Below are 13,293 nucleotides of genomic sequence, written 5' to 3'. Positions count from 1 at the left end.
GGCCGGGGCGCTACCGGCCGGATCGGCGCCGGCCGCTTCCGGGTCGTGGCTCGGCGCGGCCGGCCCGGCGGCGGGCGCTGCGGTGTGCCCGGCGGACGGCGCGACTGTCGTCTCGGCGTACCCCTTGCGCAGTTTCTCCGCGATCAGCCGGTCGGCGTGCGCGGCGGCCTCGGCCGGCGAACCCAGTTCCTTGACCTGGGTGCGGCCCTGCGCGCCGATCGATCCATAGCGGACCGTCACCGTCGCGTCGCTCTGCCCGACCTCCCAGAACTTGGCCGAACCGCCACCCACGAACTCGAATCTGCGCACACCGTCTCCTTGATCGCCCGCAGTGTGCGGGGACCATAACCGGCCCCACCGACACCAGCGACGCCGCCGGGCGCGCTACTCGCTCCGCAGTGCCGTCGCGGTCCGGGTCCGGGCCGCCAACCCGGCCGGCAGCAGCGCTCCGAGCAGTGCTGTCAGCGGCCCGCCCAGCGCCAGCGCCGCCAGGAGGACCGGCCCGTACACGTCGAGCAGGCGCTCCGGCAGGTGCAGTCCGCCGCTGGCGGCCATCGCCGGGACGACGAGCCGTTGCATCGCCACACCCGCCGGTACGCCGAGCAGCCCGCCGACCAGACCGACGGCGGCGACCGAGGCGACCACCATCGCGATCGTCTGGCCCGGCGTCATGCCGAGCGCCTTGTGCACACCGAGATCGTGCACCCGGTCGCGCAGGTCGAGGACGAGCATGTTGAGCACACCCAGCGCGGCCACCGCGAGCAGCAGCAGGGTCAGCGTGGCGGTCAGCCCCTCCACGACCAGCAGGAGCGGGTCGGTCTCCGCGCCGCTCGGCCGCGCGGTGAGGCCCCGGCCGGCGAGTGCGCCGGTCAGCGCCTGCGCGTAGGTGCCGGCGTCGGTGTCCGGGGCGAGCGCGATCCGGTACTCGGACGGGTTCCGGCCGGTGGGCGTGGCGGTACCGGTGAACACCGCCATGGCGGACTCGAACACCTCGCCGACGATGCGCAGGCGTACCGGCTCGCCCTCGATCCGGACCGTCACGGTGTCACCGATCCGGGTTCCGGTCGCGGTCAGCAGGGGTCCGCCGACGACGGCCTCGCCGGGAGCGGTGAACCAGCGTCCGGACACCATCTCGAAGCCGTCCCACGCCGCGTCGCCGGTGATCGTCGTGACGGAGACCGGGTCGGCGACGCCCGCGACGGCGCCCGGCGCCTGCGTGAGGCCGTACCTGGCGCGGGTGCCCGGCTGGGCGTCGATCGCCGCCAGCACCGCGGCCGGATCGGCGGTGGGAGCGGCGGCCGGTCCGGCGTCCGGGTCGCCGTTCACCGTGACGTCAGCGACGTCCTGGGTGAGCGCGGTCTGGATGCGCAGCAGCGACGCGGCGAGCCCGGTCGCGAACGTCACGGCCGCCGCGCCCGTCGCGACCGCCAGCAGGATCGCGACAGTGCGTGCCGGCCGGGCGAACGGGCGGGCCAGGCCGAGGCCCACCGGCCTGGCCACCGGCAGCCGCGCCGCCAGGCGCGACGCCCACCGGCCCCGCGCCGGACCGGACGCCCGTCCGACCGCGATGGCGTCCACGGTACGCAGCCGGCCCGCCCTCAGCGCGGCCGTCCACGCGGTCAGCGTCACCACCGCCAGCACCCCGCCGGTGGCCAGGACCGTCACCCACCAGGCGATGGTGGTGTTCGCCGAGCCGTAGACCTGCTCGGTCTCGGCCAGTACGGGCAGCGCGATCAGGTTCCCGGTGACCGTTCCGGCGGCCGCACCCACGGCGGCCGGGACCAGCGTCTGCGCGACGAAGGCGCGGACGATGCCCGCGGGGGTGCAGCCGAGCGCCTTGAGGATGCCGATCCGGCGGGTGGCGGCGCCGACCGTCCCGGCGACCACGGTGCCGACCACCAGCAGCGCCATCACGATGCCGAGCAGCGCGAACGCGACGAGGAACGGCACGAAGACGGCCGCGTCCTCGACTGCCTGCTGCCGCACGTCGAGCCAGGATCGGGCGCCGGTGACCGCGCCGGCGGGCAGCGCCGCGACCACGGCGTCCCGTCCGGTGCCGACCTCGGTCGCCGTGCGCGCGTCCGCGAACCGGTAGAGCATCTGGTACCCGTCCGCCGTGTCCGGCCCGTCGAGTACGCCGACGGCCGACGGCAGCACCCAGGCGCCGGCGGTGTCGCTGATCGACCGGGCCGTACCGACCACCGTGAACTCGGCGCCGCTCGGCGTGGTCAGGCGGGAGCCGGGCGGCAGGCGGACGGCGCCGCCGCTGAGCACGATCTCGTCCGGCCCGGCCGGCCACCGCCCGCCGGCCAGCTCGATCCGGTCGACGGGACCGCCGGGATCGGTGCGGGCGACGACTGTCAGCGGCGGCGTCCGCATCCCGCCGCCCTCCGTGAAGGCGACCACGAGCACCCGGTACGGACCGGCGGCGGCCACCACGCCCGGCGCCGAGGCCGACGCGGCGAGCTGCGGTTCCGTCACCGCACCGGAGTCCGCCCGCACGGTCAGGTGCGCTCCCCGCTGGGTGGTGAACGCGTCGTCGAAGGGTGCCTGCGACGCGACGAGCAGCCCGGCGCCGAGCACCGTGGCGGTCACGGCGGCGGCGGTGACCAGGCCGACGACTATTGTCTGCACGCGGCGGCGCCGTACGCCGGACCGGACGACCCGGCGCAGCCCGCTCACCGTCGCACCTCGACCCGGCCGTCGCGCAGGCGGATCGTCCGGCCGGCGGACGCCTCGGCCAGCCGCAGGTCGTGGGTGACGAGCACGATGGTCTGGCCGCTGCGGTGCAGGTCGTCGAGCAGGCGCCGGACGTCCTCACCGGAGGCGGTGTCCAGCGCGCCGGTCGGCTCGTCGGCCAGCAGGAGCGCGGGCCGGTTGACCAGGGCGCGGGCGACGGCGACGCGCTGGCGCTCACCCCCGGAGAGACGTCCCGGGTACGCGTGCGCGTGCCGGGCGATGCCGAGCGAGTCCAGCAGGGAGGCCGCGTGTTCACGCGACGCGCGGGCCGGTGCGCCGGCGAGTTGGGCGGGCAGCAGGACGTTGTCCAGCACGGTCAGGTCGTCGAGCAGGTTGAAGAACTGGAAGACCAGGCCCACGTGTGCGCGCCGGAACCGGGCCGACGCGGCCTCGCCGAGCTTCTCCAGCCGGGTGCCCGCGACGGTCACCGTGCCGGCGTCCGGCCGGTCGAGCGCGGCGAGCAGGTTGAGCAGTGTGGACTTCCCGCTGCCGGAGGGGCCGAGTACCGCCACGCACTCGCCGGGCCGGACGGTCAGCGACACGTCGTGCAGCGCGGGCGGCCCCTCGCCGTAGCGGCGGGTCACCCCGCGTACGTCGATCACCGGATCGGTCATGTGTCGCCCCTTGCGGTCAGGCCGTCGACTGGACGCCGTGACGTTAGGGGCGGATCCGGAGGCCGGGCATCGGTCCCGCGACGCATCGCCGTACCGCCGGAGGTGGATCTTCGCCCGGGGTCATCCCTGCGATGTAGTCGCACTGCACACCGGGGCCGATGCCCCGGCCGGGCACCGGCGGCGAGAATGGACGCGTGAGAGGCATCGTGGCGACCGGGCCGCTGCCGAGGCCGGGCTGGCGGGCGCTGCTGCTCGACGCGGCGCTGGCGGGTGTGCTCGGGCTGGTGTGCTTCCAGGCCGCCACCGACGACGTCGGCGTCCCGCCCCCGCCGTTGCCGCCGCCGCTGCCGCTGCCCCCGTTGGCGGTCCCGCCGGAGGCGCAGCCGGCACAGCCCGGGTCGACGCTCGGGGCGCTGCTGCTGGTCTTCGTCATGTGCGCGCCGCTGGTGCTGCGCCGCCGGTATCCGCTCGCGGTGCTCTGGGCGACCATGGGCGCCGCGTCACTGGTGCTGGTGACCGACGGGGACCGGCAACCGGCCCTGTACCCGTGCGTGGTGCTGACCTGCCTCGTCGCCGTCTACAGCGCGGCGGCGCACAGCCCGTACCGGCTGCCGGCGCTGGCATCGGTCCCGGCGGTGGCGCTGCTCGCCCTGGGCCTGCGGGAGCTGATGCCGGTCACGGTGCCCGCGGCCAACCTGCCGTTCGTCGTGCTGGCCCCGCTGGTGGCCGCCGCGGGCGGCCATCACGTGTGGCGGCGACGAGCAGGTGAGGACCGGCGGCGGCTCACCGCCGAGGCCCGCGCCCACGAGCAGGCGCTGCGCGACGCGGTCGCCGGTGAACGGGCCCGCATCGCCCGGGAACTGCACGACGTCGTGACGCACCACGTCAGCGTGATGGTCATCCAGGCCGGCGCCGCCCGGACGGTGCTCGCCGCCGCTCCGGATCAGGCGCGGGAGGCGCTGCTCGCCGTCGAGTCGACCGGCCGGTCCGCGCTCACCGAGCTGCGGCACGTCATGGGCCTGCTGGCGGATTCCGAACCGGACGACCCGGAGGACCCGCAGCCCGGGATCGAGGGCCTGCCCGAGCTGATCGAACGCGTGCGTGACGCCGGCGTGCCGGTACGGCTGACCATCTCCGGCGAGCGCCGGCCGGTCACCTCCGGTGTCGGGCTGACCGCCTACCGGGTGGTGCAGGAGGCGTTGACGAACATGGTCCGGCACGCACCCGGCGCCGCGGGCACCGTCGTCGTCGAGTACGCGCCGGAGAGCCTGCGGATCGAGGTCGGCAACACCGAGCCCGGCGTCCCGGCCGCCATAGTGGGCTCGGGCGGGCGCGGCCTGATCGGGTTGCGGGAGCGCCTCGCCGTCTACGGTGGGACGTTGCGCGCCGGCGCCCGGCCGGGCGCCGGTTACCACGTCGAGGCGCTGATCCCGTGGGAGGCGACATGACGGTACGGGTGGTGGTCGCCGACGACCAGGCACTGGTCCGTACCGGATTCCGCATGATCCTCACGGCCGGTGGGGTGGACGTGGTGGCCGAGGCGGCGACGGGCGCGGAGGCGGTGGACGCGGTCCGCCGCACCAGGCCCGACGTGGTGCTCATGGACGTGCGCATGCCCGAGCTCGACGGTCTCGAGGCCACCCGCCGCATCCTCACCGGGGCCGTCGCGGCGCCCCGGATCATCATCCTCACCACGTTCGACCTGGACCAGTACGTCTACGCCGCGCTCGCCGCCGGGGCGAGCGGCTTCCTGCTCAAGGACGTGACGCCGGAACACCTGGTCGCGGCCGTACGCATGGTGCAGGACGGTGACGCGCTGCTCGCACCGGCCATCACCCGCCGGCTGGTGCGGCGCTTCGCCCGCCGCGACCCGGAGACGGCGGCGGTGCACCGCGACCTGGCCACGCTGACCCGTCGCGAGACGGAGGTCCTGCGCCTGCTGGCCGGCGGCCTGAGCAACGCCGAACTGGCGGAGGCGCTGCACCTGTCCGAGGCGACGGTGAAGACCCACGTCGCCCGCATCCTCGCCAAGCTCCGTCTGCGCGACCGGGTCCAGGCGGTGGTGGTCGCCTACGAGACGGGCCTCGTGAGTCCCGGTTCGCCGGAGGACTGACCGGTCCGGCGACGGCCGTCACGAGCTCAGGTGATCAGCAGCGCACCGACGACGATCAGCGGCACCGAGACGAACAGGAAGATGCCGACGCCGGTGAGCACCCGCCCGCCGCCGCCGTCCTCCCGCTCGGGCGCCAGACCGAAGGTCGAACGGGCCGGCAGCATGCCGATGCGGCTCAGCGTGAGGTCGCCGGTCATCCCGATCACGGCGCCGACGATCATGAACGCCACGCCCAGCCGGTGCGTGAAGTCGCCGCCGCCGACCGCCACCCAGATGCCGACCGCCGCCGCGATCACCACGGCGGCGATCAGGAAGAGCACCAGAGCCTCCCGCAGACCCCGCACCACAGTCGCCATGTGCGCCTCCCTCGAACTCGGGCCGTCCGTCCCGCGTCGTGGGACATTGTGCCGGGTCGATGCACTACGGCGCAGTCCCGCGTCGGGCCGGTCCGGCACGGTTATCCCCGGTCGAGCCCGGGTACCGGGTGCCGCATGGCGGAGTTGGGATCGCTCTGGATCGTCCGGCACGGCGAGAGCACGGCGAACGTGGCGGCCACGGCGGCCGAGACGTCCGGCGCCGAGCTGATCGACCTCACCCACCGGGACGCGGACGTGCCGCTGTCGCCGACCGGCGAGGAGCAGGCGCGGGCGACCGCCCGCTGGCTGGCCGGGCTGCCGGAGCCGAGGCGGCCGGACGTGGCGGTGGTGTCGCCGTACCTGCGGGCGGTGCGCACGGCCGAGCTGGCGCTCGGCGGCACCGGGATCCCGGCGAGCGTCGACGAGCGGCTGCGCGACCGGGAGCTGGGCGTCCTCGACGGGCTCACCGGCCACGGCGTGACCCGGCGCTACCCGGAGGAGGCGCAGCGGCGTACCCGGCTCGGCAAGTTCTACTACCGCCCGCCCGGCGGCGAGTCCTGGACCGACGTGGCGCTGCGGCTGCGGGCGCTGCTCGGCGACCTGCGCCGCGACCAAGAGGGGGGCCGGGTGCTGCTGTTCGGCCACGACGCGCTGGTCTTCCTGCTGCGCTACCTGGTGGAGGGGCTCACCGAGGCGGAGCTGATGGCGCTGACCCGCGAGCACGTGATCGCCAACTGCTCGGTCACCGCCTGGCACGCCGACGACGCCGGCCGGCTCGTGCCGGAGGTGTTCAACGACGTCGCCCACCTGCACCGGCAGGGAGCGAAGCCCACCAGGGAGGACGAGGTCAATGCCGAGCCGGTCTGACGTGATCACCCCCGCGCTGCTGCGGGACTGGGCGCTGCCGGTGCCCACCGGCGGCAAGGAGGCGCGCGGCACCGTGCTGGTGGTCGGCGGCTCCCGGTTCACCCCCGGCGCGGTGCTGCTGGCCGGGGTGGCAGCGCTGCGGGCCGGCGCCGGAGTGCTCCAGCTCGCCGCGGCCGAGTCGACTGCGGCGTCGCTGAGCATCCAGGTGCCCGAGGCGCTCGTGATCGGCCTGCCGGAGACCGGCGACGGCGCGGTCCGCGGCGACCCGGGCGACCTGCTCCGCGGCCTGGTCACGGAGGCCGACGTGGTGGCGGTCGGACCCGGCCTGACGGACATCGAGGCCACCGGGGAGCTGCTGCGCCTGGTCCTGGACGCGGCCGGCCGGGAGACCGCGCTGGTGCTCGACGCGTACGCGCTCGGCGCGCTCAGCCACGCGCCGGAGCTGCTGGCCGGGTCCGGCCGCAAGGCGGTGCTCACCCCCAACCTGACCGAGGCGCGGCACCTGCTGGGCCGCGATCCGGGCGACGACCTGGACGCCGAGGCGGTGGAACTGGCCGGCCGGTACGACGCGGTCGTCTCGCTGTACGGGCACATCGCGACGCCGGACGGCCGGGCCTGGCGGGAGGAGAGCGGGGACGCCGGGCTGGGCACCTCGGGCAGCGGCGACGTGCGGGCCGGGCTGCTCGCGGGTCTGCTCTCCCGGGGCGCCGACCCGGCGCAGGCGGCCTGCTGGGCGGCGTTCGCGCACGCGGTGAGCGGGCAGCGGCTGGTCCCCCGGTACGGGCGGATCGGCTTCCTCGCCCGGGAACTGCTCGACGAGATCCCCTACACGATCGCCACCGTCTGACGATCCACTTCACCGGGCTTGCGGCACGTGTAACACGCCGGGAGGCGGTGGCGCTGGTCCGGGCGAGGCCGGTACTTCGCCGTGCCTCCGCCCGGACCGCAGCCCGCTCAGGGGTGCGGTCCACCCGCACGAACCCCTGGGAGTCTGTGTGAACAACCTCCGTCGCAAGACACTCGCCGCGGCGTCGGCAGTGACGCTCGGCGCCGGGCTCGCCCTCGTCGGCGCCACGGCACCGGCCGCGGCCGTCGGACCGGAAACCTCTTACATCGTGCTCGCCCCGCAGGGCAACAGCACCGCCAAGGCCGCCGCCCGCGTGGCGGCCGCCGACGGCACCGTGGTGGCCGCGTACGACAAGATCGGTGTGCTCGTCGTGCGCTCGTCCGCCCCGGACTTCGCCACCCGGGTGGCGGGCGCCGGCGTCGAGTCGGTCGCCTCCACCGCCGGCCTGGGCACCGCCCTGGACGAGGGCGAGACGGTCGAGGTGCCGGCCGCCGCCGTCGCCGCGGCCACCGGCGACCCGACCGCCGAGCCGCTCTACAACCTGCAGTGGGACATGCCCCAGATCCGCGTCCCGCAGGCGCACGCCGTGACCGGCGGCAGCCCGTCGGTCGTGGTGGGTGTGCTGGACAGCGGCATCTCCAGCAGCCACCCGGACCTGGCGACCCAGATCGCCAAGGACAAGAGCGCCTCCTGTGTGGGCGGCGTACCGAACACCGCCGAGACCGCGTGGAACCCCACCACCAGCGACCACGGCACCCACGTGGCCGGCACCATCGCCGCCGCCGTCAACGGCGTCGGTGTCACCGGTGTCGCGCCGGGCGTGAAGGTCGCCGCCGTCAAGGTGGTTAACGACGACGGCTACATCTTCCCGGAGGCGGCCGTCTGCGGGTTCATGTGGGCCGCCGAGCACGGCATGCAGCTGACCAACAACAGCTACTACATCGACCCGTGGGAGCTGAACTGCCGCAACGACGCGCGTCAGCGCCCGGTGTGGAAGGCCGTGCAGCGGGCCCTGCGCTACTCGCAGTCCCAGGGCGTGCTGCACGTCGCGTCGGCAGGTAACTCGAACTACGACCTGGCCCACAAGATCACCGACACCGGCAGCCCGAACAACGGCACGCCGGAGGAGCGCGAGAACCTCACCAACGCCTGCCTCGACCTGCCGGCCGAGGCGCCGGGCGTGGTGACCGTCGCGGCCGTCGGCCCGACCGGGGAGAAGAGCTACTACTCCTCGTACGGCCAGGGCGTGATCGACGTGACCGCGCCGGGCGGCGACACCCGGTTCCGGACCCAGGGCGCCCGCTCGACGTCCGCCGACGGCATCCTGTCCACCACCTTCAACACCGCCACCCGCACCAACGGGTGGGGCTACAAGCAGGGCACCTCGATGTCCAGCCCGCACGCCACCGGCGTCGCGGCGCTGGCGCTGTCCGCGCACCCGGGCATGACCCCGGGCCAGCTGTCCTCGTTCCTGGAGCGCACGGCGATCGCGAAGTCCTGCCCGTCGGGCGTCTACAACCCGGTTCCGCTGATCCCGGCGGGCCCGAACGCGTACGACGCGACCTGCTCCGGCGGGAACCGCAACGGGTTCTACGGCGCCGGCGTCGTGGACGCGTACAACGCGGTGAAGTAACCGGCATCCGCGTGGACCGGGCCCGGCGATCACGCCGGGCCCGGTCTGTTTGTCCTGGTGGGGCGCCGGGTAGGGGGGCACCGTCAGCCGACCTAGGAGGTAACCGGTGTCCACCGATGCGATCGTCCTGCTCAAGGAGGACCACAAGGAGATCCGCCGCCTGTTCAAGGCCTTTCAGGAGGCCGAGGAGGGACCGGCGAGCAAGCGCGGGAAGATCGTCGGGCAGATCCTCGAAGCCCTCACGGTGCACACCTACCTCGAGAACGAGGTGATGTACCCGGAGGTCCGCGAGCTGGTGCCCGACGTCGAGGACGACGTCCTGGAGTCGTACGAGGAGCACCACGTCGCGGACGTGCTCTGCTTCGAGCTGTTCACGATGGACGCCGGCGACGAGCGGTACAACGCCAAGACGACGGTGCTGATCGAGAACGTGCTGCACCACATCGAGGAGGAGGAGCAGGAGTGGTTCCCGAAGGTCCGCGAGGCGCTCGGCCGTAACCAGCTCCAGGAGATCGGCCAGCGGATGCTCGACCTGCGCCCCAAGGCGCCGAAGACGCCGACCGCCCCGAAGGCGCTGAAGAAGTCCCTCGATGCCGTGGTCGCCTGACACCGGCACCGCGACGCGAGCGGGACCGCCCCTCCCTCGGGGCGGTCCCGTTCGCGTCGCGGGGTTCAGTCGCCGGGACGGGCGGCCCAACCTCGCAGGTCCCGGCCGGGCCGGTAGGATCGGCACGGGCCGTGACTGGCGCGTGGAGATGGAGCACCATCGGGGAGCGGCCTCGTCATGAGGACGCATGCCGAGCGCCTGGGCCTTCCGCACGTCACCTGGAGGTCGCATGTCGCGCAACGCCGAGTCCACCGCCTTCCGCAGCGCGCTGGAGGTCGTCCGCGGCGTCGAGCCGCGCGTGGCCGACGCCATCGCCGCGGAACTGGCCGACCAGCGCGAGTCGCTCAAGCTCATCGCCAGCGAGAACTACGCGTCCCCGGCGACGCTGCTGGCGATGGGCAACTGGTTCAGCGACAAGTACGCCGAGGGCACGGTCGGGCGCCGGTTCTACGCCGGCTGCCAGAACGTCGACACCGTCGAGGCGCTCGCCGCCGAGCACGCCCGGGAGCTGTTCGGCGCGTCCCACGCGTACGTGCAGCCGCACTCGGGCATCGACGCCAACCTGGTCGCGTTCTGGGCGATCCTGGCCGACCGGGTCGAGTCCCCCGCGCTGCGCAAGGCGCAGGCGCGGCAGGTGAACGACCTGACCGAGGCGGACTGGTTCGCGCTGCGCCGTGAGCTGGGCAACCAGCGGATGCTGGGCATGTCGCTTGACGCCGGCGGGCACCTCACCCACGGTTTCCGGCCGAACATCTCCGGCAAGATGTTCGACCAGCGCAGCTACGGCACCGACCCGGCCACCGGCCTGATCGACTACGACCGGGTGGCCGAGGCGGCCCGCGAGTTCAAGCCGCTGATCCTGGTCGCCGGTTACTCCGCGTACCCGCGGAAGGTCAACTTCCGGATCATGCGGGAGATCGCCGACTCGGTCGGCGCCACCTTCATGGTCGACATGGCCCACTTCGCCGGGCTGGTCGCCGGCAAGGTGTTCACCGGCGACTTCGACCCGGTGCCGCACGCGCACATCGTCACCACCACCACGCACAAGTCGCTGCGCGGCCCGCGCGGCGGCATGGTGCTCTGCGGGCCGGAGCTGGCCGACCAGGTCGACCGGGGCTGCCCGATGGTGCTCGGCGGGCCGCTGCCGCACGTGATGGCCGCCAAGGCGGTCGCGCTGGCCGAGGCGCGCCGCCCCGAATTCGCCGACTACGCCCAGCGGATCGTGGACAACGCGCAGGCGCTCGCCGACGGGCTGCTGCGCCGGGGCGCGACGCTTGTCACCGGCGGCACCGACAACCACCTGGTGCTCATCGACGTGTCCGGGTACGGCCTGACCGGCCGGCAGGCCGAGCAGGCGCTGCTGGACTCGGGCATCGTCACCAACCGCAACTCGGTGCCGCAGGACCCGAACGGCGCGTGGTACACCTCCGGCATCCGCATCGGCACCCCGGCGCTCACCACCCGCGGCCTCGGCGCAGCCGAGATGGACGCCACCGCCGAGCTGATCCACACCGTGCTCAGCCAGACCACGCCCGGCACCGGCCCGGACGGCGCCCCGTCGAAGGCGAAGTACGTGCTGGACCCGGCCGTCGCCGAGTCCGTCGGCAAGCAGGCCGCCGACCTGCTCACGCCGTTCCCGCTCTACCCCGCCGTGGACCTGACCTGACCTGACCTGATATGACGGCGGCGCCCCGGGAGAACGAGTCTCCCGGGGCGCCGGTGTGAACGGGTCAGCGCAGCGGGCGCTTCAGGTGGTAGCGGTGGACCTCGGTGCTGCCCTGCACGTTGTTCACGTCCTCGGCGGCGGAGACCAGTTCCCAGCCCTCCCGGCCGACCCGGTTGAGGTGCGCGATCGCGGTGTCGCCGTACGCGGTCACGTCGGTGCGTGACCCGTCCGGGCCGTACCACACGAACGAGACGTGGAAATTGCGACCCTGACCCTGATACCGACGAACGAGCAACGCGTACTCCCAGGCAACCATTCGTCCATTATCAACAGACGAAACGGCGTCAGGAAACACGCACGGTGCCGGAACCCTGACACTCCGGTATCGCACCACCGGTCATGGCGTCCGTGACCAGCGCGGCCAGCCGGTCCAGGCCCACATCGATCGACTCCGGTGTGACGGCGCTCACCGACAGCCGCAGCGCGTTCACCGGTGTGCCCGCGTCGTAGAAGTGCGCCATCGGCGTCCAGAGCACGCCGTACTCGCGCGCCGAACGGTGCAGCAGCGCGTCGTCGACAGCGAACGGCACGCTCACCACCACGAAGAACCCGCCCGCCGGCACCGTCCAGGTGACCGGCCCGCCGGCCGGGAAGCGCCGGGCCAGGCCGTCGGCGAGGTGGCGCAGGTTACGGGCGTACGCGGCCCGCTCCCTGGTGTTCGCGGCCACCAGCGAGCAGTCGTGCGCCAGCAGCGCGCCGCCGATCACCGCCTGGCTGATCGGCGACGTGTTCACCGTGACCATGCTCTTGATCTTCGCGAGGTGGTCGGCGAACGGAACCACGGTGCCGTCCGCCTCCCCCACCCGCTGATCGGCGACCACGTAGCCGACCCGGGCGCCTGGCAGGACGGTCTTGGCGAACGAGCCGAGGTAGACCACCCGGCGCGCGGTGTCAAGCGCCTTGAGGGTGGGCCGCCGCTCGGTGCCGTCGGCGGGGAACAGGCCGTACGGGTTGTCCTCGATCAGCAGCAGGTCCTCCTCGGCGGCCAGTTCCAGCAGCCGCCGCCGCTGCGCGGTGTCCATGCTGACGCCGGACGGGTTGGCGAAGTCGGGCATCACGTAGCAGCCCCGGGGCCGCAGCCCCTCGGCGCGGGCCCGGCGCACCCCGGCGCGCAGGTCGGCCAGGTCGACGCCGTCCGGTCCGCCGGCCACCGGGCGCACCGGCAGGTCGACCAGGCGGGCCGCGCCGGTGAGCCCGACGTACGTGGGCGCGACAGCGAACAGCACGTCGGCCGGGCCGGTCCGCAGCGCGCGCAGCACCAGGAACATCGCCTCCTGGCAGCCGACCGTCACCACCATCGACTCCGGGTCGACGGTGAGCCCCTCGTCCACGGCGAGGTGCCGGGCGATCAGGTGGTGCACGATCCCCTTGGTGCGCCCGTACTGCAACAGGGTCCGGTCCACGCCGGCCCGGTCCAGCCCGACGTCCTCGGCCAGATACCGGCGGAAGCGGTCCAGGTGCGTGTGCAGCACCGCGGAGTCGAAGAACTCCTCGTACGGCCGCCCGGCCGCCAGCGACACCGCGTCCGGGTAGTGCTGCGCCACCTCGTTGAGGAAGTTCATCGAGTTCAGCGCCGGGTCGCCGACGCTGCCGTGCAGCGCCGAGACGGCCAGGTCGACGGGTTCCACGTCAGCCTCCGATCCGGGTACGCAGCCGCCGGGCCGAGGCCGGGTCGGGGCAGCCGCTGAGGATGAGGGCGTCACGCAGTTCCGCCGCGAGCAGCGCCAGTGCCGCCTCGGCGCCGGCCCGGCCGCCCGCCGCGAGCGCCCAGAGCAGCGGCCGGCCCAGCAG

The 13,293-nt window shown here is 74.0% G+C and carries 14 protein-coding genes and 1 riboswitch; of the genes, 7 read left to right on the top strand and 7 right to left on the bottom strand.

The window, feature by feature from the left end; genetic code table 11:
• The 3 genes from AC2CHG_RS25030 to AC2CHG_RS25020 form a co-directional block, all read right to left on the bottom strand.
• A partial coding sequence (locus AC2CHG_RS25030; RefSeq protein ID WP_484525701.1) for a WGR domain-containing protein occupies positions 1 to 309 on the bottom strand: 309 nt, incomplete at its 3' end.
• 75 nt (positions 310 to 384) lie between these two features.
• Entirely contained in the window at positions 385 to 2,682 is a 2,298-nt protein-coding gene (locus AC2CHG_RS25025) for an FtsX-like permease family protein (protein ID WP_262011715.1), read from the bottom strand.
• Positions 2,679 to 3,353, bottom strand: a complete 675-nt coding sequence (locus tag AC2CHG_RS25020) for an ABC transporter ATP-binding protein (RefSeq protein ID WP_463839519.1) — start codon at positions 3,351 to 3,353, stop codon at positions 2,679 to 2,681. The genes AC2CHG_RS25025 and AC2CHG_RS25020 overlap by 4 nt, the downstream gene beginning before the upstream one ends.
• A 194-nt stretch (positions 3,354 to 3,547) precedes the next feature.
• Between AC2CHG_RS25020 and AC2CHG_RS25015 the strand changes: the two genes are divergently transcribed.
• Positions 3,548 to 4,801 (top strand): sensor histidine kinase, encoded by a 1,254-nt coding sequence (locus tag AC2CHG_RS25015; protein ID WP_262011717.1) that lies wholly within the window; start codon positions 3,548 to 3,550, stop codon positions 4,799 to 4,801.
• Positions 4,798 to 5,466, top strand: a complete 669-nt coding sequence (locus AC2CHG_RS25010; protein WP_262011718.1) for a response regulator — start codon at positions 4,798 to 4,800, stop codon at positions 5,464 to 5,466. Before AC2CHG_RS25015 ends, AC2CHG_RS25010 begins: the two co-directional genes overlap by 4 nt.
• 26 nt (positions 5,467 to 5,492) lie before the next feature.
• Here the strand turns inward: AC2CHG_RS25010 and AC2CHG_RS25005 are convergent, their stop codons facing one another.
• The gene (locus AC2CHG_RS25005) at positions 5,493 to 5,822 is read right to left on the bottom strand and encodes a hypothetical protein (RefSeq protein ID WP_135240406.1); all 330 of its coding nucleotides are present in this window, start codon (positions 5,820 to 5,822) and stop codon (positions 5,493 to 5,495) included.
• Between the two features lie 135 nt (positions 5,823 to 5,957).
• Here AC2CHG_RS25005 and AC2CHG_RS25000 point away from each other — a divergent pair, with 135 nt between their 5' ends.
• The 5 genes from AC2CHG_RS25000 (at position 5,958) to AC2CHG_RS24980 (ending at position 11,442) form a co-directional block, all read left to right on the top strand.
• A complete protein-coding gene (locus tag AC2CHG_RS25000; protein WP_262011720.1) occupies positions 5,958 to 6,689 on the top strand; it encodes a histidine phosphatase family protein in 732 nt (243 codons plus the stop codon).
• Complete coding sequence (locus AC2CHG_RS24995) at positions 6,673 to 7,536, top strand: NAD(P)H-hydrate dehydratase (protein WP_262011721.1); 864 nt, start codon at positions 6,673 to 6,675, stop codon at positions 7,534 to 7,536. The genes AC2CHG_RS25000 and AC2CHG_RS24995 overlap by 17 nt, the downstream gene beginning before the upstream one ends.
• 148 nt (positions 7,537 to 7,684) lie before the next feature.
• Positions 7,685 to 9,169: a S8 family peptidase gene (locus AC2CHG_RS24990; protein WP_355507825.1), complete on the top strand. Its 1,485-nt coding sequence runs from the start codon at positions 7,685 to 7,687 to the stop codon at positions 9,167 to 9,169.
• Positions 9,170 to 9,275: 106 nt separating this feature from the next.
• Positions 9,276 to 9,776, top strand: coding sequence for a hemerythrin domain-containing protein (locus AC2CHG_RS24985; protein ID WP_262011723.1), 501 nt, complete (start codon positions 9,276 to 9,278; stop codon positions 9,774 to 9,776).
• Positions 9,777 to 9,897: 121 nt separating this feature from the next.
• A riboswitch (ZMP/ZTP riboswitch) is annotated at positions 9,898 to 9,987 on the top strand.
• A gap of 18 nt (positions 9,988 to 10,005) precedes the next feature.
• On the top strand, positions 10,006 to 11,442 hold the full coding sequence (locus AC2CHG_RS24980; protein ID WP_357211110.1) for a glycine hydroxymethyltransferase: 1,437 nt from the start codon (positions 10,006 to 10,008) through the stop codon (positions 11,440 to 11,442).
• Positions 11,443 to 11,506: 64 nt separating this feature from the next.
• Here AC2CHG_RS24980 and AC2CHG_RS24975 read toward each other — a convergent pair whose 3' ends face one another.
• The 3 genes from AC2CHG_RS24975 to AC2CHG_RS24965 all read right to left on the bottom strand — a co-directional run.
• Positions 11,507 to 11,758, bottom strand: a complete 252-nt coding sequence (locus tag AC2CHG_RS24975) for a hypothetical protein (protein ID WP_013286617.1) — start codon at positions 11,756 to 11,758, stop codon at positions 11,507 to 11,509.
• Between the two features lie 28 nt (positions 11,759 to 11,786).
• Positions 11,787 to 13,130: an aminotransferase-like domain-containing protein gene (locus AC2CHG_RS24970; protein WP_357211112.1), complete on the bottom strand. Its 1,344-nt coding sequence runs from the start codon at positions 13,128 to 13,130 to the stop codon at positions 11,787 to 11,789.
• Between the two features lies 1 nt (position 13,131).
• Positions 13,132 to 13,293: alpha-hydroxy-acid oxidizing protein (locus AC2CHG_RS24965; RefSeq protein WP_484525702.1), on the bottom strand; the 162-nt coding region annotated here is incomplete at its 5' end.

The sequence above is a fragment of the Micromonospora sp. ATLC20 genome (assembly GCF_057196585.1).
The sequence above is the reverse complement of the archived record's forward strand: the minus strand, read 5'-3'. Positions and strand labels throughout refer to the sequence as shown.

Coding starts and splice junctions, on each gene's coding strand:
- AC2CHG_RS25000 (WP_262011720.1), top strand. CDS start 5,958: ATGGCGGAGTTGGGATCGCTCTGGATCGTCCGGCACGGCGAGAGCACG.
- AC2CHG_RS24995 (WP_262011721.1), top strand. CDS start 6,673: ATGCCGAGCCGGTCTGACGTGATCACCCCCGCGCTGCTGCGGGACTGG.
- AC2CHG_RS25010 (WP_262011718.1), top strand. CDS start 4,798: ATGACGGTACGGGTGGTGGTCGCCGACGACCAGGCACTGGTCCGTACC.
- AC2CHG_RS24980 (WP_357211110.1), top strand. CDS start 10,006: ATGTCGCGCAACGCCGAGTCCACCGCCTTCCGCAGCGCGCTGGAGGTC.
- AC2CHG_RS25020 (WP_463839519.1), bottom strand. CDS start 3,353: ATGACCGATCCGGTGATCGACGTACGCGGGGTGACCCGCCGCTACGGC.
- AC2CHG_RS24975 (WP_013286617.1), bottom strand. CDS start 11,758: ATGGTTGCCTGGGAGTACGCGTTGCTCGTTCGTCGGTATCAGGGTCAG.
- AC2CHG_RS25005 (WP_135240406.1), bottom strand. CDS start 5,822: ATGGCGACTGTGGTGCGGGGTCTGCGGGAGGCTCTGGTGCTCTTCCTG.